Origin of the sequence: Acinetobacter sp. BEC1-S18-ESBL-01 (genome assembly GCF_014169935.1) — a bacterium.
Classification (GTDB): domain Bacteria; phylum Pseudomonadota; class Gammaproteobacteria; order Pseudomonadales; family Moraxellaceae; genus Acinetobacter; species Acinetobacter pittii.
In genome coordinates this window covers 2,551,930-2,575,588 of sequence record NZ_AP022302.1, presented here as the reverse complement: position 1 = coordinate 2,575,588, position 23,659 = coordinate 2,551,930, and the positions used below count along the sequence as shown (strand labels likewise).

Annotated in this window: 31 protein-coding genes; 24 read left to right on the top strand and 7 right to left on the bottom strand. The window is 37.6% G+C overall.

The genetic code is table 11. The features are described from left to right. Positions 1 to 44: 44 nt before the first annotated feature. Positions 45 to 1,043, top strand: coding sequence for an adenosine deaminase (locus tag H7R46_RS12200; protein ID WP_002163181.1), 999 nt, complete (start codon positions 45 to 47; stop codon positions 1,041 to 1,043). Positions 1,044 to 1,088: 45 nt separating this feature from the next. Here the strand turns inward: H7R46_RS12200 and H7R46_RS12195 are convergent, their stop codons facing one another. Next, positions 1,089 to 1,646, bottom strand: coding sequence for a cytochrome b (locus H7R46_RS12195; RefSeq protein WP_005070378.1), 558 nt, complete (start codon positions 1,644 to 1,646; stop codon positions 1,089 to 1,091). Positions 1,647 to 1,887: 241 nt separating this feature from the next. Between H7R46_RS12195 and H7R46_RS12190 the strand changes: the two genes are divergently transcribed. Continuing rightward, a complete protein-coding gene (locus H7R46_RS12190) occupies positions 1,888 to 2,277 on the top strand; it encodes a hypothetical protein (RefSeq protein ID WP_002163174.1) in 390 nt (129 codons plus the stop codon). Between the two features lie 70 nt (positions 2,278 to 2,347). Then, positions 2,348 to 2,914 carry a ribonuclease HII gene (gene rnhB / locus H7R46_RS12185; protein ID WP_002163155.1) on the top strand — a complete coding sequence of 189 codons (567 nt, stop codon included), beginning with the start codon at positions 2,348 to 2,350 and terminating at the stop codon, positions 2,912 to 2,914. Positions 2,915 to 2,981: 67 nt separating this feature from the next. On the opposite strand, the gene csrA is transcribed toward rnhB, so the two are convergent. From csrA to H7R46_RS12160, 5 genes are all read right to left on the bottom strand, one after another. Continuing rightward, positions 2,982 to 3,236 (bottom strand): carbon storage regulator CsrA, encoded by a 255-nt coding sequence (gene csrA / locus H7R46_RS12180; protein ID WP_000906487.1) that lies wholly within the window; start codon positions 3,234 to 3,236, stop codon positions 2,982 to 2,984. A gap of 246 nt (positions 3,237 to 3,482) precedes the next feature. Continuing rightward, on the bottom strand, positions 3,483 to 4,763 hold the full coding sequence (locus tag H7R46_RS12175) for an aspartate kinase (RefSeq protein ID WP_002115333.1): 1,281 nt from the start codon (positions 4,761 to 4,763) through the stop codon (positions 3,483 to 3,485). Between the two features lie 209 nt (positions 4,764 to 4,972). Then, on the bottom strand, positions 4,973 to 5,188 hold the full coding sequence (locus tag H7R46_RS12170; protein WP_000362184.1) for a hypothetical protein: 216 nt from the start codon (positions 5,186 to 5,188) through the stop codon (positions 4,973 to 4,975). 1 nt (position 5,189) lies between these two features. After that, the gene (locus tag H7R46_RS12165) at positions 5,190 to 5,405 is read right to left on the bottom strand and encodes a hypothetical protein (protein WP_002061614.1); all 216 of its coding nucleotides are present in this window, start codon (positions 5,403 to 5,405) and stop codon (positions 5,190 to 5,192) included. After that, positions 5,402 to 5,611, bottom strand: a complete 210-nt coding sequence (locus tag H7R46_RS12160; protein WP_032063650.1) for a hypothetical protein — start codon at positions 5,609 to 5,611, stop codon at positions 5,402 to 5,404. The genes H7R46_RS12165 and H7R46_RS12160 overlap by 4 nt, the downstream gene beginning before the upstream one ends. Positions 5,612 to 5,837: 226 nt before the next feature. Here H7R46_RS12160 and H7R46_RS12155 point away from each other — a divergent pair, with 226 nt between their 5' ends. From H7R46_RS12155 to H7R46_RS12110, 10 genes are all read left to right on the top strand, one after another. Further along, a complete protein-coding gene (locus tag H7R46_RS12155) occupies positions 5,838 to 6,788 on the top strand; it encodes a YdaU family protein (protein WP_057066796.1) in 951 nt (316 codons plus the stop codon). Next, a complete protein-coding gene (locus H7R46_RS12150) occupies positions 6,781 to 7,530 on the top strand; it encodes a hypothetical protein (protein ID WP_057066793.1) in 750 nt (249 codons plus the stop codon). Before H7R46_RS12155 ends, H7R46_RS12150 begins: the two co-directional genes overlap by 8 nt. Next, positions 7,527 to 7,934, top strand: coding sequence for a hypothetical protein (locus H7R46_RS12145; RefSeq protein WP_000017854.1), 408 nt, complete (start codon positions 7,527 to 7,529; stop codon positions 7,932 to 7,934). Before H7R46_RS12150 ends, H7R46_RS12145 begins: the two co-directional genes overlap by 4 nt. Further along, entirely contained in the window at positions 7,931 to 8,332 is a 402-nt protein-coding gene (locus H7R46_RS12140) for an HNH endonuclease (protein WP_031978667.1), read from the top strand. The genes H7R46_RS12145 and H7R46_RS12140 overlap by 4 nt, the downstream gene beginning before the upstream one ends. Beyond that, a complete protein-coding gene (locus H7R46_RS12135) occupies positions 8,325 to 8,540 on the top strand; it encodes a hypothetical protein (RefSeq protein WP_001288428.1) in 216 nt (71 codons plus the stop codon). Before H7R46_RS12140 ends, H7R46_RS12135 begins: the two co-directional genes overlap by 8 nt. Further along, positions 8,540 to 8,941: a DUF559 domain-containing protein gene (locus H7R46_RS12130; RefSeq protein WP_000100165.1), complete on the top strand. Its 402-nt coding sequence runs from the start codon at positions 8,540 to 8,542 to the stop codon at positions 8,939 to 8,941. The genes H7R46_RS12135 and H7R46_RS12130 overlap by 1 nt, the downstream gene beginning before the upstream one ends. Then, positions 8,938 to 9,414 carry a hypothetical protein gene (locus H7R46_RS12125; RefSeq protein ID WP_001277128.1) on the top strand — a complete coding sequence of 159 codons (477 nt, stop codon included), beginning with the start codon at positions 8,938 to 8,940 and terminating at the stop codon, positions 9,412 to 9,414. Before H7R46_RS12130 ends, H7R46_RS12125 begins: the two co-directional genes overlap by 4 nt. Next, positions 9,386 to 9,640 carry a hypothetical protein gene (locus H7R46_RS12120; protein ID WP_000861102.1) on the top strand — a complete coding sequence of 85 codons (255 nt, stop codon included), beginning with the start codon at positions 9,386 to 9,388 and terminating at the stop codon, positions 9,638 to 9,640. The genes H7R46_RS12125 and H7R46_RS12120 overlap by 29 nt, the downstream gene beginning before the upstream one ends. A 245-nt stretch (positions 9,641 to 9,885) precedes the next feature. Then, complete coding sequence (locus H7R46_RS12115) at positions 9,886 to 10,104, top strand: hypothetical protein (protein ID WP_001017713.1); 219 nt, start codon at positions 9,886 to 9,888, stop codon at positions 10,102 to 10,104. 213 nt (positions 10,105 to 10,317) lie between these two features. Further along, entirely contained in the window at positions 10,318 to 10,869 is a 552-nt protein-coding gene (locus tag H7R46_RS12110; RefSeq protein WP_001984397.1) for a hypothetical protein, read from the top strand. Positions 10,870 to 11,043: 174 nt separating this feature from the next. On the opposite strand, the gene H7R46_RS12105 is transcribed toward H7R46_RS12110, so the two are convergent. Further along, complete coding sequence (locus H7R46_RS12105; RefSeq protein ID WP_000401164.1) at positions 11,044 to 11,277, bottom strand: hypothetical protein; 234 nt, start codon at positions 11,275 to 11,277, stop codon at positions 11,044 to 11,046. Between the two features lie 643 nt (positions 11,278 to 11,920). On the opposite strand from H7R46_RS12105, the gene H7R46_RS12100 reads away from it, so the two are divergent. The 11 genes from H7R46_RS12100 (at position 11,921) to H7R46_RS12050 (ending at position 23,273) form a co-directional block, all read left to right on the top strand. Then, positions 11,921 to 12,265, top strand: coding sequence for a hypothetical protein (locus H7R46_RS12100; RefSeq protein ID WP_002118344.1), 345 nt, complete (start codon positions 11,921 to 11,923; stop codon positions 12,263 to 12,265). A gap of 208 nt (positions 12,266 to 12,473) precedes the next feature. Further along, on the top strand, positions 12,474 to 12,710 hold the full coding sequence (locus H7R46_RS12095) for a hypothetical protein (protein ID WP_000152665.1): 237 nt from the start codon (positions 12,474 to 12,476) through the stop codon (positions 12,708 to 12,710). 662 nt (positions 12,711 to 13,372) lie between these two features. Beyond that, complete coding sequence (locus H7R46_RS12090; RefSeq protein ID WP_001136775.1) at positions 13,373 to 13,828, top strand: hypothetical protein; 456 nt, start codon at positions 13,373 to 13,375, stop codon at positions 13,826 to 13,828. 124 nt (positions 13,829 to 13,952) lie between these two features. Beyond that, a complete protein-coding gene (locus tag H7R46_RS12085) occupies positions 13,953 to 15,203 on the top strand; it encodes a hypothetical protein (protein WP_002121592.1) in 1,251 nt (416 codons plus the stop codon). A gap of 52 nt (positions 15,204 to 15,255) precedes the next feature. Next, a complete protein-coding gene (locus tag H7R46_RS12080; protein WP_002121543.1) occupies positions 15,256 to 16,173 on the top strand; it encodes a phage tail tube protein in 918 nt (305 codons plus the stop codon). A 70-nt stretch (positions 16,174 to 16,243) separates the two neighbouring features. Next, entirely contained in the window at positions 16,244 to 16,759 is a 516-nt protein-coding gene (locus tag H7R46_RS12075) for a hypothetical protein (protein WP_025464105.1), read from the top strand. Positions 16,760 to 17,084: 325 nt separating this feature from the next. Next, positions 17,085 to 17,267 (top strand): type II toxin-antitoxin system HicA family toxin, encoded by a 183-nt coding sequence (locus H7R46_RS12070; RefSeq protein WP_000838146.1) that lies wholly within the window; start codon positions 17,085 to 17,087, stop codon positions 17,265 to 17,267. Positions 17,268 to 17,359: 92 nt separating this feature from the next. Then, positions 17,360 to 17,764 (top strand): type II toxin-antitoxin system HicB family antitoxin, encoded by a 405-nt coding sequence (locus tag H7R46_RS12065; RefSeq protein WP_000966688.1) that lies wholly within the window; start codon positions 17,360 to 17,362, stop codon positions 17,762 to 17,764. A gap of 98 nt (positions 17,765 to 17,862) precedes the next feature. Next, positions 17,863 to 18,543, top strand: coding sequence for a hypothetical protein (locus H7R46_RS12060; protein ID WP_000721572.1), 681 nt, complete (start codon positions 17,863 to 17,865; stop codon positions 18,541 to 18,543). 1 nt (position 18,544) lies between these two features. Further along, entirely contained in the window at positions 18,545 to 18,808 is a 264-nt protein-coding gene (locus H7R46_RS12055; RefSeq protein WP_001275792.1) for a hypothetical protein, read from the top strand. Between the two features lie 130 nt (positions 18,809 to 18,938). Beyond that, positions 18,939 to 23,273 carry a tape measure protein gene (locus H7R46_RS12050; RefSeq protein ID WP_017399364.1) on the top strand — a complete coding sequence of 1,445 codons (4,335 nt, stop codon included), beginning with the start codon at positions 18,939 to 18,941 and terminating at the stop codon, positions 23,271 to 23,273. The last annotated feature ends 386 nt before the right edge of the window (positions 23,274 to 23,659 follow it).

The following is a 23,659-nucleotide window of genomic DNA, read 5'->3' as shown; positions in this document are numbered from 1 at the left end:
TGTGATTTTGACCACACCCTTTTTTCTTTAGACGTGGAGTTAATATGAATCAAGTCGAGCTGATTCGCGCCTTACCAAAAGCCGAATTGCATGTGCATATTGAAGGGACTTTTGAACCTGAATTAATGTTTGCAATTGCCCAGCGCAATCAGATTCAGATTCCTTACAAATCTGTTGAAGAAGTAAAGCAAGCTTATAACTTTCATAATCTTCAATCATTCTTAGATATTTATTATGCTGGTGCAAATGTTCTTGTACATGAACAAGACTTTTATGATTTAGCATGGGCTTATTTTGAGAAATGTGCCGAAGATCATGTCGTTCACACAGAAATGTTCTTTGATCCGCAAACCCACACTGACCGTGGTGTTGCGTTCTCAACTGTGATTAATGGTTTAAAGCGTGCGTGTGCAGATGCCAAAGCTAAGTTTGGTATCAGCTCTCAACTGATTATGTGTTTCTTACGTCATTTAAGTGAAGAAGCTGCATTTGAAACACTTGAACAAGCTTTACCATTTAAACAAGACATTATTGCAGTCGGTCTCGATTCAAGTGAAGTAGGGCATCCGCCAGCTAAATTTGAACGTGTTTTTGCAAAAGCACGTGAAGAAGGTTTCTTAATCGTTGCTCACGCTGGCGAAGAAGGTCCCCCTGAATATGTATGGGAAGCTTTAGATCTACTTAAAGTGAATCGTATTGATCATGGTGTACGTTCTGAAGAAGACGAACAATTAATGGCGCGTTTAATTAATGAAAAAATGCCGTTAACGGTTTGTCCTTTAAGTAACTTAAAGCTATGTGTTGTTAAGGATATGAAAGATCATAATATCCGCCGTCTTTTACAAAAAGGCGTACACGTGACTGTTAACTCAGATGATCCTTCATATTTCGGTGGATATATGAATGATAATTTCTTTGCCATCCAGCAAGCTTTAGACTTAAACAATGATGAGTTGAAACAACTCGCAATTAACTCTTTTGAAGCCTCTTTCATTTCAGATGAAGAGAAACAAAAGTGGATTGCAGAAATCCAAAAAATCTAAATAAAAAAACCGCCCGAGATAGGCGGTTTTTTTTATACATCGGGTTTATTTAGGCTGTTTAGTCATACTATTTAAAATATTGTCTTTATCAATAAAGTGATGTTTTAAAGCTGCAAGTACATGCCCAACAATAAGAAAACCTGCAAACCAAGAAATATAAATATGTAATGGTTTAACAATAGCTAAAAGCTCTGGGTTATCTTGCACTAAACGCGGAATTTCAAATAAATATAAAACAGGGGCAGGGTGACCAGCACTCCAACTAAACAAGCAACCAGTGACAGGTAAAGCCACTAAAATTACATAAAGGAATAGATGACCCACGTGTGCCAGAGTTTTCATCATCGGTGACATGGTGTCAGGTAGTTTTGGAGCTGGATGTGTATAGCGCCATAAAATCCGGATAATTACTAAAAAGATAATTGTGGTTGCAATGTTCTTGTGCAACGTAATCACATCACCTTTAAAGCTGCCATCAACGTCATAGCTTAAAAAATTTCCACTATAAAAGCCAATAACCCATGCGACTATGAAAATGATTGCCATCACCCAATGCAGAATTTGTGCGATACGGGTGTAATACTGAGAGGAAGCAGCAGGCATAAAAGACCCTTTTTTTGTCGTTTTGATTTGTGATTTTAGGGGAAAGCACAGATTTTGAGAAATGTTTTAAATGTGACAGAGCGTGCTAAAAACAGAACGTTTTACTGCATAAAAAAAGCATTTGATGAGCTGGGTTTCGGTCGGCAAAATAGTTTGCATAAATGCATCAAATTATTTGTTTCTTCTAAAGTTGAGTTTAGGCACAATACGCGCTGCCAACGTTCAATCAAAGGAAAAAATGATGAAAAAATTGATGCTCGCTCTAGCACCAGTTGTTTTAGCTTTAACAGCATGTGCAACAACTACAGGCACTGCTACAGGTGCTGCTTCTGCACAAACCACAACTCAACAATTGGGAGTTGCTGCGTTAAAGGTTGCTGTAAATGCTAAATGTATTACAGAGATTAATAATGTCGCAGCTTGGAAAACAGCAACAAAATATATGACTGCTGAGCAACGTGATAGCATCCAAACCAATGTTTGTGGTTGTGTGAGCGAAAAGGCTCCAAACAGTGTGACAGCAGTAGAATTAGCTGCAGCTGCACTTGATGTAAATACACGTGCTACAATCGTAAACCAAGTGGTTTCTAAAACTGTAAATGCTTGTGTGGCAGAAGCTTTACAAAAGTAATTAATAAATTATGTGTTAAAGAAGGCTGATTACTATTGATCAGCCTCTTTTGTTTAAAGGTAGTGAGTTGATGTTTATTGCTGGTGTAGATGAGGCGGGACGGGGACCTTTAGTAGGTTCGGTTGTGGCAGCAGCCGTTATTTTAGATCCGAATAATCCAATTTTAGGATTAAATGATTCTAAAAAATTAACTGAAAAGAAACGTGAAAAGTTGTTTATTGAAATACAAGAAAAAGCCTTAGCTTGGTCAATTGCTGAAGCAACTCATGCTGAAATTGACGAACTAAATATTTTACAGGCGACTTTTTTGGCTATGCAACGCGCTGTTGACGGCTTGAAAACTCAACCTCAAAAAGTGATCGTTGATGGTAATCAAATTCCGAAAGGAATTATTATTCCTTGTGAAGCCATTGTTGGTGGAGATGCAAGCCATGCTGAAATTAGTGCAGCAAGTATCTTGGCAAAAGTGACACGAGATCGACAGATGGCAGAATTAGATCAGCAATATCCGTTATTTGGTTTTGCCAAACATAAAGGATATCCAACCAAAGCACATTTTGAAGCGATTGCCGTGCATGGCGTGATTGATCAGCATCGTCGTAGTTACGCACCTGTTAAACGTGCTTTAGGTCTATAAATACAACCACTTAAAAAATTTAAAGCGACTATAAAGTCGCTTTAATTAGGGAGAGAACAACTTCATACTAACGATTGAAGTTTTTCTGTGCATAATTATCATCTTCATAAGAAACTTGATAATCTTGATCAAGATGTTGAAGGTGTTCATGCATTGCACGTTCATGTTGAATACGTTGATAAATTTCTTCGCGATGAACAGAAACCTCTTTTGGTGCATTCACACCGATACGAACCTGGTTTCCTTTGACGCCAAGCACAGTAACACTGACTTGATCCCCAATCATTAATGTTTCCCCGACACGGCGGGTCAGAATCAGCATGTTTATCTCCTTGCTAAACGCTTAAAACTGCAATATTGGTACCCAAATAAAAAGCTCAACCTCAGTTTTCAGTCAGATTCTAACAGAAATATGAGAACAAAGTCATATTTTGATAATCTCTGCCAAAAAACTTTCCGTTTAATATAACAGAGCCGCTATAAAAAAAACTATAGCGGCTCTGTGTTTTCTTTGATTATTGTCGGACAAGTAAACATTTTTTAATGAATTCTTGACCGGTTGGTAAAATTAAGCGCGGGCGCTGCTTTCACCATGTTCACGATCCAAACCAAAAGCGGTATGTAAGCAGCGAACAGCAAGTTCAAGGTATTTCTCGTCGATAATCACAGAAACTTTAATTTCAGAAGTTGAAATCATAAGAATATTGATACCTTCATCAGCAAGGGCAGTGAACATTTTGCTCGCTACACCTGCGTGTGAACGCATACCTACACCAACGATAGATACTTTAACGATGTCATCACGTGTTGAAACTTCACGTGCGCCAATATTTTTAGCAGTTTCGTTTAAGATTTTTTCAGCTTTCGCTAAATCAACACGGTTTACAGTGAAAGTGAAATCTGTTGTGCCATCTTCTTCAACATTTTGCACTATCATATCGACTTCGATATTGGCATCACTTACTGGTGATAAGATTTTAGAAGCAATGCCTGGTTCATCAGGTACACCTAAAATCGTTAATTTTGCTTCGTCACGGTTAAAAGCAATACCTGCAATAATTGGCTGTTCCATAGTATCTTCTGCCTCAGTAGTAATGAGTGTACCAACATTTTCTTTAAATTCGTCGTCAAAAACGCCGTCGTCGTCATTATCAAAGCTTGATAATACACGTAAAGGAACTTGATATTTCCCGGCAAACTCTACTGAGCGAATTTGTAAAACTTTAGAACCTAATGATGCCATTTCTAGCATTTCTTCAAAAGAAATACGGTCGATTTTTTTGGCTTTAGGAGCAACGCGAGGGTCAGTAGTGTAAACACCATCTACATCAGTGTAAATCTGGCATTCGTCAGCTTTTAAAGCAGCAGCAAGAGCAACACCTGAAGTATCTGAACCACCTCGACCTAGTGTTGTGGTATTTCCATTAGCATCAAAGCCTTGGAAACCGGCAACCACAATAACACGGCCTGCATCTAGGTCATTGGTCATGACATCTGTATCAATAGACTCGATACGCGCCTTGGTAAATGCACTGTCAGTTTTAATACCGACTTGACGTCCGGTATAGGATTTAGCTTCCACACCAATCGAATTAAGTGCCATAGCTAACATGGAAATCGTCACCTGTTCACCGGTTGAAACCATTTGGTCTAACTCACGTGGGTCAGGTGTTTCGGTAATGGCTTTAGCGAGAGCAAGTAAGCGGTTTGTTTCACCACTCATTGCAGATACGACCACAACAACCTTGTGACCGTGATCATGCCAACGCTTCACACGACGAGCAACATTTAAAATGCGCTCGGGGGTACCCATAGAAGTACCGCCATATTTTTGAACGATTAATGCCATATCGCCTAAACCCTTATAATTAAACGGGAAAAGTATATTCTTGCTTCCTTGGTTTCATTATATGTACACCATTATGTACATAAATGAAATTGCTGAGTTTATCTAGCAAGCCGTGATTCGGCGGACAGTATATAGTAACGTAAATATGCTAACAATCATTGATCTGGACTAATTTCATCAAGTTTGCTGATTGTTAGCTTCGGTACAACTTATATAGCTTTTTTTAGTTGCTTCTTTTGCTGGCATTCTTCCTCCCACTTCATTACATCAGTAGCGAGGTATCTTTTCATTGTTCCGCCCTCAGAACTTAATGCCGGGGCTGGGAATGGAATCCCCCAAGGTGTGTTAATTTCCCACCGATTAAGTGTGCGTTTAGTAATATGAAACATCTCACACACATTGTTAGATGTCAGATATTTATCCACCTTACCCCTCCTTACTTTCCGCTTTAACTTCTTTCAGTGATTCAATTGACTTAATCCAACTTAAAATGTGTGGCTTAGTTATTTCATCCTGACCGTGAAACCAGTAGAACTTTTTTTCTTTTTCAAGAACGTAATAAGGTTCACCAGATCCATTAGGCACAAGAAAATAATGGGTAGCATCTTTTGGTGCTGATTCAAGTATTTCAAATTCACTCATCCCTCAGCTCCCGATTCAATATCCAACTTCATTGCACCTTCTTCTGGATATTCGGTCATCCAAAAGTAATAGCCTTTTCCACTGTGGCCATCTTCAAAGAATTTAATTGTTAGTTCATTATCAAGTTGATCTAAATCTTTCTCACCATCTGGATTTACAAATTCGAGAAGGCTTTTTAGTTGATGACCGCTAAGTGTTATGCTCATTGTTCAGCTCCAGATACGTTTGGCACACTATGAAAATGCATCCAGTGTGAAGGCGGATCATTATGATAATTTGCCCATACACTATTTAAATCTTCATCAATAGTCATATAGTCTTGTTCGGGGGTAACATCAGGTGCATCAGCCCATATTTAGGGAGTGAATTGAACCCTCAATATTACGAATTGCAGCAAGAACGCTTAGAGAAAGTATTAAAAGAGAGGGCCGCATGAATTATTACCAACACCATATTGGTGACTTTAACAATGCGACTCGCCACCTCAGTTTAATTGAGCGTGCGATTTACCGTGACTTATTAGACATGTATTACGACACCGAGAAGGCGATTGATGCATCAAGCATTGATCGTTTAGCACGTCGTTTGCAATGTACTACTGAAGAGCAAAAAGAAGCTCTCAAATATGTACTTGATGAGTTTTTCATTCTTGAAGAAGGTGTTTATCGCAATAATCGTTGTGAACGAGAAATTGCTGAATATCACGGGAAAAAGAAACAAGCGAGTGAGGCTGGTAAAGCGTCTGCTGCAAAACGTGCAGCGAAAAAGAAAGGTTCGTCCAACAGTGGTTCATCAAAAGATGATCAATCGTCTAACGAAAATTCAACGGTCGTTGAAAATCCGTTAAACGAAGAACAAACGGGCGTGCAACCAACCAATAACCATAAACCATTAACCATAAACCAAGAACCAATTATTGATAGTAGTAGTAATGCGCGTGGAGAAAATTCGCAATTAACCCCAATTCAATTTGCTCAGTATCAGATCGATGATCACAAGCGTTACTCAATGCGTGAATTCATTTCTGAATACTCAGAGTTTCAATACGATTTCATCTCACTTGCTCAACAAAGATTTGTTTCTGTACCTGAAATCGACTTGAGAACCATGATTCAAAATTTCGGTGACTGGTACTTTGCAAACGAATCAAGTTCATTGAATACACCAAGCATCTGGTTGGTTAAGTGGTTCTCTTGGGTTCAAAACAACGAGAAACAAGTTGCTGCTAACCGCAAGAAACAAGAGCAAATCACTTCATCTGGTCAAAAAACACAAGAGCCGAGTTACTTCGCAAATCTTTTTGAAGAACAAAACCAATCTCAAATCGTGGATGTAACTCCTTCAAAAAAGTTTCTAGTGAGTGAGGAGGTAGGTCATGCATGAGATTACCTTGAACGAAGTGCGTCAATTAATCGCATCTCTTCGCACTGTTTACGCTGCTCAGTTCAATAAGCAATTTCCAGCAACAGGCGAAAGCGCAATTCCTCTGTCAGTGGTTGAGCAAATCGCACTTAAAACACTGGTTGGCGTTCAACAAAACCAATTTAACAACGCACTTGCTCGATTACTTACAGCAGGTGGACGTTTTATGCCGTCATTTGCTGAGTTTCGCACCTGGTGTATTGGTGAAAGTTGGATGTCTCCAGAGGAAGCTTGGTCACGTGCATGTAAGTTTACGACTGACAGTACCGTGGTTATTACACAAATTACAAAATATGCATTAGACGAAGTGATGTATTTGATCGAAGCCGGCCAAATGCGAGCAGCTCAAGATAATTTCTTCGGAACCTACAACGTGATGGTGGCTAAAGCTCAATTGAAAGGTCGTCAGCAAGAGTTTTACATACCGCCGCTACAACTAGAGCATAAAGAACCTGAACACGTTCCTGTGAGCAATGACGAGGCTCAGAAGCATCTCAAATCATTGATGGAAAGATTAAAAATCAATGGTCGTAAACCTGCACCAGTTCAAAAACTTGAGGCTAAGGAAAAAGTGCCAGAACTTGCAAAAGAATTAGGGCCAGATCCTTTCGACAATCCGCATGAATACGCAGAGATGTGTCGCCGAGAAGGTATGCCGATACCTAGAAATATTCTTCAGCTAATTGAAGGGGCGAATGTATGAGCCATTTCCAAGATAAGCATGTGATTCATGTTGATGAACAAAATCAAGTTATCAAGTTCACACGTAGAAATGAGATTGTGGAGTGTGATCACGGGCGTATTCAAATATCAAAGGAAGATAATGAGATCCTTTGTATGGACTGCAAAACAAAACTTAATCCAGTTTTATGGATTGCCAAATATTTAGACCAATTGAATCAAGTCACCCAACGTAATAACAGAATGCTGGCAGAGGTCCGTGAAATACAGGCAAAGCTTGAAAAGAAAAATAAGTTTATGTGCAAACACTGCCATGAAGTAAACACTATTGATTTTAAGAAGCTTCCTTCACAAGCAGCTGTAGTGCGCGGTATGGCCGTAATTGATCAAGAGTTTGACGGTATGAAAGTGGAGCATAGCCGATGAAGTTAACTAAACAGCAACGTGCTGAGCTAAAACAAAAGTTTGGTGGACATTGCGCTTACTGTGGTGAGTTGCTTGGCGATAAGTGGCATGCAGACCATATCGAAGCAGTGAAGCGAGATTTAATTCATGTGGGTGGTGGAAAGTTAATTACGGGTGAAATGACTAGACCGCAAAACGACACTTTAGAAAACATGAACCCTGCATGTGTTTCTTGCAATACAAACAAATCGTCTATGCCGCTGGAAGGGTGGCGAAAGATGCTTACACATTACCGTGATGTGCAGTTACTACGCGATAGCACACATGCTCGTCATTTACTTCGTTTCGGTTTGATTGAAATTAAGACAAAACCTGTGACGTTCTTCTTTGAGAATTATAAAGGAGCCAGTCATGAGTGAGTTTGAGGGTAAATCTGGAAAGTGGGCTTGGGAGATTCAAAAAGAACAACAAGCGAATTTAGTTGAGCTAAGAAGTTCAATTGAAAACCTAGTTCAAAAGTATAAACACGATGCTCATGCTTCAAGCCTTTTTGGCGATCAAGATAAAGCACGAGTTTATAACTGCTTTGCTAATCAGTTGAAAAATTTGCTGAAAGGTGGTGCTTGATGTCATCAGTCAGCATTGCTGAATACCGCAAGTTATTTCCTATAAAGAAAAATAAAAAGCGGCGTTCAGCAAAGCAAGTTGCCAGACAACCAAGTGTGGGTGAAATGGTTCTGGCAACGCATTTAAGAGCATGCAAGATCGGTTTTGAACAGGAATATAAGTTCCATCCAAAACGCAAATGGAGAGCTGATTTTCTGATTACTGGTACAAAAATTTTGATTGAGGTTGAAGGCGGGATCTGGAGTGGAGGCCGTCATACAAGGGGCAAAGGCTATATAGGGGATATGGAGAAATACAACTCCGCAGCAATGATGGGTTTTACAGTTTTACGGTTCAGCACAGAGCAAGTGAAAGCAGGCGTGGCGATTAAACAAATTGAGCAATTGGTAGGTGAAAAATGAGTGCAGTTTTAAAAACACAACAAATGGATTGGTCTAAATATACTATTGACGGTTGGTTAGAGCAGTTTGGCGCATGGTGTGAAACAGTTAGAATGAAAGGGGGTGATTTGCCAGATGGGCTTCATATCAATCAAATTTACTGGTTGATGCGTGAAGCTGGCAAAGAAGTACAAAAAAGTAAATCTTATATTCGATGTGAGATCAGTGATTATGAGGCGGATCAAATTCAAGCACTTTTACGAAGTCTATTAAATTCTGATAAAACAGATTTTACAACTAAGTTTGCATTAATTTGTTTAATTAAAAATAAGGTTGAAAATAAAGGATTGTTGAAGGTTGCTCAAGAAACAAACCAATCTAAAGCTCAGGTCGCAATTATGGTGAGTTGCGCTAGATTTTATTTATTAGGTCATGATAAAAGATTAAGACAAAATGGAGGTTCAAATGAAAACATACACTGTAAAACTATATGAAGGCGTTAGTCGGGAGAAAGTTAATGAAACTTTGAAATACTACCCTGATTATTTTGGTAAAATATCAATAATTACAAATGTAATTAATAATAAATTGCAATTAACACTAAAAGCATTTGAAGGAATCGACGTTATAACTGCCAATGATCTAATGATTAAAATCGTTGAACGTTTAAAAGCTTCTCAATTAGTAGAAAAGCATAATTTAGACTTGTTGACTGTCTAGACGCTTTATGGCATATTTTTGATATAGTGGACAAAGTTATAAGCGTTGCACCAATTTGTTTTAAAAGCTCACTTAATCGTGGGCTTTTAATTAGGATTTGAAAAAACATGAAATTTATCGTATATTAAACTTACTATATGATGTCTATTTCCATTATAGTGTTTTTCAGTTGAAAAGCTTAGTCCGTACTTTCCCCAAGGTACGGATTTTTTTTATTTTTTGCTATATAGTCCAGGCTGGTAAAAATGAATATCTGTGTTGGTGGTGAATTAGATGGGCAAGTGATCGAAAAAGAAGGCAGATTACTTAAGGCTTCTGACATTGATCCATCATTCAAAACTGAGTACTACAAGCAAGTTTTTAACCGTGACAACATTAATTATCATTTTTGGCTACCAATAGGGTCCAACTTGCATGAAATGTCAAAGCGAGTTTTGGATATTTTGAGAGCATCAAAAAATTAAGCTTAAAGTATATTGTAAATACATCTTCTAACTTGTATGATATGTCACAAATACTGCGCTGAAAGTTTTTTGTTTTTTGACCCGTTTCTTTTTAGAAGCGGGTTTTTTAATTTTTCTTTATGTATTTAAATTAGATGAAAGTATATGTTGCTTTTATTAGGTAGCTTATTGTTTACTTCGCATTAAAATTATTCTTTCTAAGAAGTTAATAAAATGAAAAATTATTTAATAGGGTTAGTTATTACTTTGGGTATTAGTGGATGTGTATCTATACCGTCCATAGACTTTTCGCAGCAAAAAGTTGAAAGGTTTAATCCAGTTAAAAATTGGATTAGTGTTGATACCGCTCCAGTCAAGGATATGCCAAATGGCAAAGAAATCTTTAAATTGAAAGGGGGAAGTGAAGTTTATGTATTCTGGTACCAAGATGAATGGGCGTTATTAAATCCAAATATGGATAGACAACAATGGATTGATACTAAATATTTGTGCAGTTTTGCTGGTTGTTATACTCCACCAGTCACCTATAGATATTCAAAAGGGAGTTTTGATAACAGGCAGCCTGTTTACTCAACTCCTCAAAGAGAATCAAAAGGCTATAATAATACTAGAACTAGAAGTTCTGCTACTACACGGACTCCAAGAAGTTATAGTAAAACGACTAATAACTCTTGTTACTGCACATCTGGAACTTATTGTGTTGGGCCTAGAGGTGGACATTACTGCCTTAATAGCACAGGTTCAAAAAGATATCTTCCACGATAAACTGTATAAGCTTTAAGAAGCTCTGCTAAATATCGATTATTGGCGGGGCTATTTAATTGTTAAGTATTTCTGTAAGATCTGAGTGTTGCTTTAAACAACAATAAACCTTAATGATCAGCGCAAAAGTCATAAGGGGAAAGCCTACTTGAAAGAGTAGGCTTTTTTTATGAGAAATCATTCAAGTTCAAGTTGATTGTCATCCTTAGTAACTTTTATTTTTAATTTTTTGTATTTGCGTTTGTTTGGATCTAAAGCGGAGTTTGATACTTCATCGGCAAATTTAGGATTCTGCATTAATTTGTAATAGGTTTTATACCCAATACGAATTCTAGTTGGTGGGCAGTCAGTTCTTTTTGAGTAATATTCAATCTGCGAATTTAATTCGTCTAAAAGTGTTTGGTGTTCCATTGTGTTATTGATTTTGGCAGTTAGGTAAACTAAGGATACTGTAATTTACAAAATCAAGCAGAAGTAATTGATACACATTGTGTTTATTGGTTGTAATGGTTAGTGCATTAATAAGATTAAATGTGACTTATTTAACAAAAAAAAGTGTTGAGTGAAATTTAATCAAAATGTCACATGGCTGGTTTAAATTATATTTATAAAAATAAAAATGATAGAAGATTGCAACGGACAATAACTATGCAAGCATGATTCTCAAACGATTGAATTAAGCTGACTCTAACAAGTTGGCTTTTTTTTAGCTATCGATTTTTAAATGTGCTAGCCGGGAAATACGGCAAAGCCTCACTATTGATTAGTGGGGGCTTTTTCTTTTTGTGTTAAGCTGATCTCCATAATTTTATGGATTAGTACAATGTTTATTTGCGTTGATGGTGAGCTCAATGGGCAAGTGATAGAAAAAAGGGGTGTTAAGAACAAAGATGTGTATAAATATTAGTAAATTATAAAATTATTAAATAAATTCAAATATTTAAATTAAAAATAAGTGATAAAACTTTAACAATATTTACGTACGTGATGAATTTAGTAACTCAAATAAACATTATTTTAGACGGATAATTATAAAAAACGGAGTACAAATGTCATGAATAAGAATGTAGAGCTAATAAATTACATTGATGTAGCTGAGACAGTTTACGAACGGGTATATGAAAATAATAAAATTTCAAATAATTTGATTGTTAATCTAAATCGCATTATGGCTGAGATAAAGAATCAAGCTGCAGAAAAAAGACTCAAATTGAAGTACAGCTCAATAGACTTTGAACATTGTTTAAGTTTGCCTTTAGCTGATCGCAAAATAAAAGTAGATTTAAGCCTTATACCTCATTTTGAAGATCGTGAAGAAAGTATTTTGTGGTTAACTAACTTTATTGGAAAAATTTGTGTGCCCAGAAAGATGCAAAGACAGAAAAAAAATCTTCATTAAGTACCTGTGAATTTTAGATGAACCGCCCTTAAAGCGGTTTTTTATTGCTAGTAGAATATTTAAGGTATCTTTTCTAATAGGCACATACTATTGAAGTGTATTTTATTTATTTTTTAGATTGAAAAGATTGCTATTTAAGTAATTTAAATATAAAAATCTTTATTGATTGAGAGTAGTTGTTATACAGGATATTTATAAGGATTTTAAAATGACAATTATCACATTGCTCGATGTTAAGACGAAGAAGAAGGTGATAGTTCGGTCCGTAATAGACCCAATAGCAAGAATAGACAAAAAAGGGAATATACAAATTATTCAAATTCATAAATGGCTATATGATGAATCTGGAGATTTCGTTGATGAAGACTTATATGAGGCACTCAACAATGGAGAAGTTGGAATATACATAACTTTGCAGTATATGATCATTAATATTGAAAATTAATTATTTTTTATTTTTAGTCAGTTTGAGTTCTTACTCTCTAGAGCCTAATGGTTACTACACATAAGACCTTATTAAGTATTACCTATTGATGGGCACATATTCTTTATAACTCTTGATAAGTAAAAAAATTATGTAGGCTAAAAATAAAACTATTTAAAAAGAAATCTTTATCTATTTAAATATGAATATTTGATATTTTTAATTCAATCCCTATTGCTAGTGCTTAAATATTATGCCAATATGAAGTTGGAGATATTTCCGAATAGATATTTCCTATTTCAGGTCTAAGCGTTTTTTTTCGCTAAGCCCATTTCTGAATAAAAATAGGAAGTGGGCTTTTTTATTTTTAAATATTTCAGTATTATCAGTGTGTTGCTTTAAGTAACACTAAACCTTATTGATCAGCGCAAATATCAAAAAAAGGGGGAGCTTGCCTACTAGGCAAGCTTTTTAAATTGATAATTTAAACACAATAATCCATTTTAAAGCTCAATAGAAAAATCAAACTTCCCTAGCTTTTATTCGTACTAATTTATTGAATATAATCGTTTTTATAATTTTTAAAATTTCCTTAAACTAAAAATGGAAAATTTCTTGTTGCAACATTGTTATAATAGGATTACCTTAAGAAAAATACTTTATAAAAATGAGGAGCTGCTGAAATGCCACAGTATCTCATGTTTGCGGAAAATATTTATAACAAAATTAAAGATGAGGAATTGTTTTCACATGACTGTATTGAAAATATGAACTTACTTATGACATGTATACGCAGAGAAATTGAGGGAACAGAATTTAAATTAAAATATAATTTTATTGATTTTGTTGAATTGTTCAGTAGACCATTAGATGAATGTAAAGTAAAAATAGATGTGAGTTTGATTCCTCCTCATAATTCAGAAGGTGAGTATATTTTATGGTTAGCTGGATTAATCGAAAAAATTACAGAAGGTGGACCTAAACCACCTCCGCCTATAAAGAAGTTTATTCCAGAGTATATGAGCTTGAAATTTGAATTAGATTTTTTACCCTTAAATGAGGAAAAAATTCAAAACGAAGGTAAAGAAATTACGGATTACTTTAATTCAAAGCTTTATAAGGCAACTTTTAAGAAGTAATACTATATTGCCTGTGAGTTTAGCCACCGCCTTAGGGCGGTTTTTTTTGGGTGAGAATAATGGATTCTACAGAAGGGATCATCGGCCATTCCCATATAACGCTTCGCAGGGAAAACGGCAGTTTATGCTGCCATTTGCCTCGGGTATTCCAAACTTAAATCCACAGCTTTCTCAAGTTCAAGGTGCAGGTACAGCTGCTGCAGCCAATATTGGAAATGCAGATGGAAATGTAATTGGTGTGACAGGTATTCTTGTTAATTGTCAGGGAGCGCAGCGGTTAGATTTAGGTACATCAGCAAGCTCCTCTGCCACTGCTATAGAAATGGGTTCAACGTCAGTAGCGGGCAATACTTTTATTGATTTTCACACATCTGGAGCTCCTACTGATTACGATGTTCGGTTGCTTGCTACAGGCGGTGATACGGCTAATGCGGGAGCGGGCATTTTAAATGTGACAGCAAATACAACTATCTTTAATAGTAAGCTTCGCTCTTTACCAACATTTAATCAGGTTACAGCTGGAAATGAGGCTGCAAACCTTTTTATTTCTGCTGGTGGCGATATTTATCGTACTGGTAAAACTTACAATAATTTTGGTCTAGGATTAAACACTCTACAGGCTACGAATAGTATTGATTTAAATACTGCAAACTTACCGAGTGGTATTTATTCTGGGCAAACTTGGACGAACTCAGGCACTACTTCTCAATGGCAAACAGTACTGCAATTAAATCTAGCATCTGATGGTCCTAATTATCAGACACAAATTTCGTTCGATGGTAATGGAGGAGACACTAAATTAATTTCTCCTTCAATTCGTCGTAAATTGGGGGGAGCATGGAGTTCTTGGTATAAATTTTGGACACAGTCAAATACTACCGTAGATGCAAATGGGTTTATTAAGTCATCTTCACCAATCGTTAAGTTATTTGCTGACTCAATAGAATTAAATGACCAAGCAAGAAAACAGCCGGTTGAATTTGAAAAAATTGATGTAGGTAATTATCTTCTAAAAGGTTCTTTGGGTTTTGCTCAAGAAGGTTGGTACATTGAGTTACCCAAAGATGCCAACGGTAATACAGTGGTTGCCGTAGAGTATTCAACTCTAGAAAATGGCGACATTTCAATTAAGACCTATAAGCGTAAATTTGATTTTGAGCTTGCTGCAGTTGTTGCTGATCATGAAAATCCAATGGATATTCCATTAACCCGTTGGATCGATATTCGATTACATGAAGAACCTGAGCCAGATTCCGAAATTATTCCAACAGAGACTCCTATAGACTTTCAACCAACAAATTTATCCGAGGCTGTAGCTGCAGCCATGAATGGTGTGGAACCGCCAGAAATCTCGGATACAGACGAAACACTTTAATGACCCGCTATTTCAGCGGGTTTTTTATTGCCTAAATTTTGGAGAACCATAAATGAGTTCAGGCGCAAAAATTCGATTATATGCTTGTGAAGAAGCAGTATTAGGGACGACTCCAGCAAATCCAATTTGGTACACCGTTCGAAGAGTAACAGATGGCTTATCAGAAAACGTATCTACTGAAGAAAGCAGCGAAGTAGTGGATTCACGCTATCGACAAGGCGGGGTAGTTACTGAAGCCGAAGTGGCAGGGCAGTTAGAGTTTGAACTATCTCTTGGAACATTTGACTTATTCTTAAGTGCTTTAGCCTTTAATAACTGGGCGACAAACAGCTTAACAATTGGCGGTACTGTTCGAAAATCATTAACGTTAGTTAAAGTTTTTGAAGATATTGGGCAGGTGTTTATTTACCGTGGAGTTCAGGTCAATTCTGGTGAAATTACTATCCAGACTACAGGAAAGATCACTGGTAACTTTGGTCTTGTAGGTAGCTCATTTACTAGACAGCAAGTCAACCCTGTTGTAAATCCGGTTGCAGCTTCAACACGTCCACTGGTCAGTATGCCAAACGTGGAAAACTTGCTTGTAAACGGCCAGTCAATTCAGGGTAAAGCGTGTCTACAGTCTCTTACCATTTCTATCAATAACAACCTTGAAGCAATCCGTTGTATCGGTTCGGGTAAGTACACACCAGAGTTCTATATTGAAAAGATGATGGATATTGAGGCGAATGCTTCTTTCATGTTCTCGTCAACTTCAGCAGGGTGGATTGATGCCATTAAAACCCGAGATGTGTTTACATTGACCTTTGATATTAAAGACAGCAAAGGCAGTAAATATTCGTTTAACTTCCCGCAACTGGAAGTCATGGAAGCCAATCACCCAGATGGCGGTGGTGACGACATTATTACTGTAGACATCAACTTTGCCCAAGTCCGTACAGCGCCAACGATTGTGCGTGCTCTTGTTTAATCAGCTCATTCAGTAACAAAGCCTATGGAATCCCATGGGCTTTTTTATTTCTAAAATTTCAGAGGTTGTTATGGCTTTAAAAGTCGGAATTATTAAAAGCTCGGACGTATCAAAATGGTGTGAATACAAGGGGGTTGATGGCGAAGTACAGGCAGAGTTCAAAGTCCGTGGTATCGCTTATAAGCCTTTTCAGGTAGCCATTGAACGAGCAGGTAACCAGATCTCGTCTAAGGGCTACGATGTAATGGTCAAAGATGAAGATGCCAAGCTTTATCACGAGTTGTTAATGGATGCATGTGCTGCCCATTTAATAGAAGACTGGAAGGGTGTGGTATTTGCCGAAATCGTAGACGGTAAAACTGTTGAGTCTGAAAAGCCCTATACACCTGAGAATGCCTCAAAGCTTCTTAATCTTGGTGATATTGGTATTTCAATCTGGCTATTCATTAAAGAACAGGCCCAGAAGATTCAGGAAGACGCAGACAAGGACAAGGCTTTAATTCTGGGAAAGTCATCGAGCTCTACAAATATCAAAAAACGTATGCGTCGAAAACGCCGCACGAAATCGAGCAAATCAAGTTCTTAGGTGGCCGTATTCCGGATCCGCCAGAATATTCGCATGCGGCTGACTCTATTTTTTCGGCATTTAGTACTATTGCCAGATCCAGACGGTATGAGCAGGGCATCCCGTTATCTTTAGATCAGCAGGCAATCAATGTCTATGCAGAGCATAATGATTTACCAGTAGCTGCTCATATCTTTAATGACTGTATTTTTGCATTGGATAACTTGTTTTTAGATGAAGCCCATAAAAAAATAAATTCCAAGTCCTCAAAAAAGTAACCCTAGAGTTATTTACATATAATAACTCTAGGGTTATTATTATCTCATCAAGTTAATAAGGGATTGGTGTGAAAAGTCTGGATTTAATCAAAATGATTGAAGCAGATGGTTGGTATGAGGTTAGGGTTTCAGGAAGTCATCATCACTTTAAACACCCAACCAAAAAGGGGTTAGTTACAATCCCACATCCTAAAAAGGATTTACCAAACGGAACTGTTAAAAGCATTTTGAAACAAGCGGGTCTAAATTGACCCGCTGTTTCCCGACTTTAAATACTATATCCCTTACAACTAATCATAACGCAGTGGGCGATATGTTTATGCCAAGGGCATGGAGTGTTGAGATGTTATATCCAATTGCAATTGAACGAGGATCAGATACTGAGGCATTTGGTGTCACTGTTCCTGATATTCCAGGTTGTTTTAGTGCTGGTGACACACTTGAAGAAGCTATTGAGAATGTTAAAGAAGCTATTTCAGGCCATTTAGAAATATTGGCTGAAGATGGTGAGGAAATCCCATTAGCTTCCGAACTAGTTAAATTTGTCGATGATCCTGAATATAAAGGAATGATCTGGGCGGTTACCGAAGTTGATGTTAGTCGTTATCTGGGTAAACCAGAAAAAATCAATGTTACTTTACCAAGCCGTTTGATTCGTAAAATTGATGAGAATGTAGGTAAAGGTAAGAGATATACTACTCGATCGGCTTTCTTGGCTGCTGGTGCTGAAAAACTTTTACATGCATAGCCTGATTTAAAAGACCACCTTCGGGTGGTTTTCCTTTATGTGACATTTAGTAACCAGTTTGTTAAAGTTAGTACACTTTATAACAAACGGTGAAATTCATGAAAAAAATATTGGCTGCGGGTTTAATTGGTCTTGGGTTGGTGGGGTGCGCTACTCCAGCCTATAATTATCAAGCTATACCTAAAAATATAAGCAAACCGCCAATTGGATCAGTTAATAAAGCATTTGTAGGGGATCAAATGCTTGAACAGGGAATGGTGGTTGATCGTGAAGTTCTAAACGTCCCTGAAAATATTAAAATTAGTTTTGCTTATTCACTTACTTCAGGCATTTACTTAAAAACAGGCAAAAATGAAAAAGGGCAATATTTTCAGCCATTCAACACTGTCAGTGGTGGGGGGATGGTTCAGAAAAACCCTTTAGCTGACCCATTTAAAGTAGTTATGTTAGATACTGAAGGTAAGCTCTGTGTAGTAACAGTATTTAATGCAAAAAACTGTACTGATAAACATCAAGCTACTATGAAGACAGTAGCAATTGCATCAGATAATTCCTTCCAACAAACATTAATTTATAGTGGAAAATTTGGAAATAAAATTAATGTCGGGTACCGTGAATTCTCAAGTAATCAAGCACGTCCTGCATTCAATAATGATGTTGAATATGATTTAAGCCAATCTAAGCAAATAGGTTATAAAGGTGCTTTATTGGAAGTAATTGATGCCACTAATCAAGATATTACTTACAAAGTTTTGAAGAACTTTAACAAGGTAGATTAAGATGAGTGCACCACAATATAAACCAATGAGAGAAAGTGAAGTTTGTAATGCTATCGGGTGGGTGTTAATAGCTCTCGGCTTTATCGCAGGTTTTTTATTTATTCTTGCATTTGGTCGAATTGAAGTAGCTTCTTACTATGGTAAAGAAACGGTTTGGTCTGGAGTTATGATAGCAACAGGAATCGGAATTATATTTAATGGATTCCTTGCAGGCTACTTATTTCAAAAAGTAGCTAGTATTCTTCGTTACCATGAGAATAAATAATATCTTGTATAAAAAGCACCCTAGGGTGCTTTTTAAAATTGGTTTAACTACCCTGCTTGGTAATTATATTTAACTTAAAAAGAACTACCCACTCATTGAGTGGGTTTTTTATTGCCTAGAGGAAAGTAAAATGGCACAAGAATCCCGTTTGGTCATTGTTATTGATTCGCAAAATGCTGAACGTAATGCGCGTAATCTAGGCAATGAACTTGTTAGCATTGAACGTAAAGGTGAATTTGCATCTAAGTCTATGGACAGCTTGTCTGTAGCCACCAGAGCTTTAGCTGGACACATGGCTGGTTTATTAACAGTAGGTTCAGCCATTTCAAAGATGGATACATATACTGGATTACAAAATCGCCTTAAGTTAGTCACTAACAATCAAGCTGAGTTAAACAAGGCTACGGAAGACACTTTCCGAATTGCTCAAAAAACCTATTCAGCTTGGGATTCTGTGTTACAGGTATATCAACGTTTTAGTGATAATGCTAAAACACTGAATTTAACTATGGATGACACTGCTCGACTAACTGAAACAGTATCAAAAGCAGTTGCGATCAGTGGTGCAAGTGCAGAAGCAGCTGATGCAGCTTTAGTTCAATTCGGGCAGGCTTTGGCAAGCGGTACATTACGTGGTGAAGAACTCAACTCAGTTATGGAACAAACACCAGCTCTAGCAAAGGCTATTGCTAAAGGTATGGGGATCACCGTAGGAGAGTTGCGTTCAGTTGCGGCTGAAGGAAAAATTACTTCACAAGAAATTGTAAAAGCGCTTAGAAATGTAGAATCTGATGTTGATGCTCTTTTTGCTAAAACAGATATCACAATCGGGCAGTCTCTCACACTCCTAAACAACGAGATCACAAAATTTGTTGGCGAAGCAGGTAAGGGAAGTGGTGCGGCACAGGTATTAGCTGGATCAGTTCAAACTCTTGCAAGTAATTTAGATTTAATTGCTGATGGGGCTTTGGTCGTTGGTATTGGTTATATAACTCGTGCAATTTTGATTAAGAGCGCTGCTATTAAAGAGGGAATGGCTTCAACTTTAGCGAGCCGCCAAGCATCTGTATTAAATGCTCAAGCAGAATATGCAGAAGCTACCGCTGCTTTGAATGCAGCAAAAGCTCATCTCGCGAATGTGCGAGCAACAAATGCAGAAACCCAAGCTAAATTTGGAGCAACTGCGGCAGCAACTCGATACGCACAAGCACAGGCAGCAGTAACTGCTGCTACAAATGCACAAACTGCTGCGCAAACACGCCTCTCAGCAGCTTCTTCTTTAGTTGGTAGTATTGGTAGCCGAGCATTAGGACTTATCGGGGGTCCAATTGGAGCAATTACCTTAGGTGTATCCGCTCTGGCTGCAACTTACACTTATTTTAAAGGTAAGGCAGAAGAAGCGAATAGAACTCTCGCTGAACAAGCCGAAGTGGCTAACCGTACTGCTGAAGAATTAAAAGGCTTAAAAGGTGAGGCAAAAACCAAAGCTATTAATGACTTAACAACGGCTTTTAAAGCTCAAAATGAGGAGTTGAAAAAAACAGAAATGGCTGTTGGTTCAGCTTTAATTGATATTCAAAACTACGGTAAAGGTAATGTTGAACTTACAAGGATTTCTAATGAAGCTCGATTGGGCACGATTAGCTACAAGGAGGCTATGGAGCAACTTGCAAAGCAGAAGTTACCCCCAAGCCTAAGAGATGCATTAAAGGAGCAAATCGACAAATATAATGAAGCTTATGAAAAGGCTGATAAGACCAAAACAGCCATTAAATTGTTTGGTATTGAAGTTACCTTAACGGGTAATAAAGCCCAAAATGCAGCAATTGAGCAACAGAAGCATGCTGATGCTATCAAGAATACAAAACAGGCTGCAGATGAGGCTCAAAAGTCCTTACAGAAATTGTATGCAGATAAATTGTGGGATACGCAATTTGTCGAGATAGTAATGAAAAAAGGTTTTTCTGAGTCTCAGGCTAATGATTTACTGAAGCTTTATAAAGATTCATTAGCTAAGGGTCTTAAGGCAGCAGACCGAGAGGCTATGAAAGCATTAACGGATACTTGGAAAGCAGAAGAATCAATCAAAGCCATCACGGATGCTAGAACTGATTCTATACGTGAGCAAAACAAGGAGCTTAAAAATCAGCAAAAAGTACTAAGTGTAAATGCGAAAGTCCTAGCGAATGCTTCAAAATTCGGCTTTGCAGATCTAGAGTCTAAATACAAACTTCCATCAGGAACATTATCCGCGATTCATATGATCGAATCGAAAGGTAATGCAAAAGCCTATAACAAAGAAACCGGGGCGACTGGTGGATTTCAGTTTCTCGAAGGTACTGCCAAGCAATATGGCGTAAAAGACCGCACTGATTTAGCACAGTCTGCTGAAGGTGCGGCTAAGTACATGTCTTATCTTTTGAAGCTTTTTAAAGGTGATTTAGAAAAGGCTGTACGTGCATACCATGCAGGTGAAGGCAATGTAATGAAGGGTAAAGGTATTGGTAAAAATAATAATCAATACTGGAAAGACTATCAAAGTTATATGGCTGGTATTAATGGCTATTCTGCTGGCGATATTTCATCAAAAGACTTTGATAAGCTTATTCAAGATACAACTAAAATGGCTGAGGAGCAGGCAAAACTTCGCCTTCAGTTAGAGAATGAGGTTGCTAATCAAGTAACAAAGATTAGGAATGATCTGGCCAAAAAACTTGAGGATGTTGATAAAGCTAACTTTAGCCCAGAACGCAAGGCCGAAATTAAAGCAGAACTTCAAGCACGTGCAGATAATGATATTGCTATTGCTGAGCAAGCTACAAAGACTAAGCTTGATTCATTCCGAGACTACACAAAGACGGAAGAGCAAATATTAAAAGATAGCTATGCCAAGCGTCAGTTTGAGGCCGAGCATGACCTAGATTTAACTAAAGATCAGCGTAAAGAGGCTGTTGATCTATTAGCTCAACAATTAAAGCAAGAACTTGGGTTAATGCAATTAGCTCAGGAACAGCGTTTATTTCAGGCACGTTTATCATTGCTTTCGGAAACGCAAGCCATGCAGGAACGTTACAGACTCGAACGGGAGGAAATTCTTAAGAATACCAAGCTTTCTATAGAAGAGCGGCAAAAGCTAATCGCATTATCTAAAGCCAATCAGGATAAAGAGACACGCGATAAAGTGAATAACGCTGTTCAAAACTGGGGTGGTATCCAAGCCGATATGAATGGTGCTGGCGAGTTTTTCAGACAGGATCAGGAACGTTTTAGCCGTTTAAATGCTGCAAATGATTTAGCAGATAGTCAATTTGCTGCTACCGACCTGAATGAGCAAAACTCTTTAGATGGTTTGAACGCTCAATTCGAAGCAGGGCTAATTAAGCAGCAGGATTACGAAAATCAAAAAACAGCTATCATTCAAGCTGCTCAAGATCAACGTAATCAGATTGCCACCGAATATGCAAAGAATGCTCAGGATATTGAAGATAAGTATCAGCAAGACCGCTTGAACACTCAAATTGCATTTGGTGGCCAAATGATGGGTTCTCTTACATCTATGTTTGGTTCAATGTTTGGAGAGCAATCTAAAGCTTACAAAATCATGTTCGCTGCAGATAAAGCTTATGCGATTGCAGCTGCGGGTATTGCGATTCAGCAAAATATTGCAGCAGCTTCAAAAGCTGGTTTTCCTCTTAACATTCCATTAATTGCTGGAGCTGTTGCACAGGGTGCAAGCATCATTGCAAACATCCGGGCAATCAAAGATCAAGGTTTTGCGGAAGGTGGTTATACAGGTCGAGGTGGGAAATATCAGCCTGCTGGTATTGTCCATAAAGGAGAGGTGGTCTGGTCCCAAGAAGATATTAAACGCTGGGGGGGAGTTGGTTTAGTTGAGAAAATGCGTAAGAGTGCAAACCCTGAAGCTTTTCTCAATAACAATGCCTCAGCTGATAGTGTCATGCGCCGTGCAATGATGAGCTCTAATGCCTTTATAGAAAGCCAAAAGCAAGCTGACATCTTTAATCAATCGGTTCAAGATACTCAGATTATCTATAAAGTTAATAGAGACACACCTAAGTTGGCGTCTTCGGCAAATTCTGACTTATTCCATGATGGCAAGGTCTACTTCTCATCTAATGGTTTAGTTCAGAATCGTTCAAATCTGGATGATGTTCAGGATTTTACTTTAGGACGTATTTCACGCCCTCAAGCTGAGATGATGCCTTCAATTGAACCTTCTACACCGACAATCAATTTCAAAATTGAAGTGATTAATCAGGTGAGTGGGGCGACAGTTGAAGCCGAACAACTGGACGAGCAAACAGTCCGGATCATTGTTACAGATGAACTGGATAAGCAGCTTCCAAGAAAGGTACCGAAACTTGTAAGTGACCAAATTGGTAATCCAAACTCAACTATTAGTCGGTCTTTGACTGAGAATACGACAGCAAGACGGAATCGATAGTTTTAGATTCCCCCTTATAGAAGGAAGAGATGTTAATGGAATGTAACTAAAACATTTTAAAGATAACGGTATAAGGAGGAAAAATTAAAGTTGCACTTATAGAAGAGAGAAATGTTAATGGAGCGTAACAGATACCTTTTAAAGTAACAGGTATAAGGAGAGATAAATTTAACATTGTACTTATAGAGTGGAGTGGAAAGTTAATGGAAGGTAATAGCTAATTTTTAAAGAGGTGGGTATAAGGAGGATAATTTAACGCTACCCTTATAGAAGGGCAAGAGCTGTTGACACCTTAAACCTACATCTACTTCTAAAACCCATTGACAGCCAATATTATGAAATGACCACCTTCGGGTGGTTTTTTTATGTCTGTATGCGGAAAAACC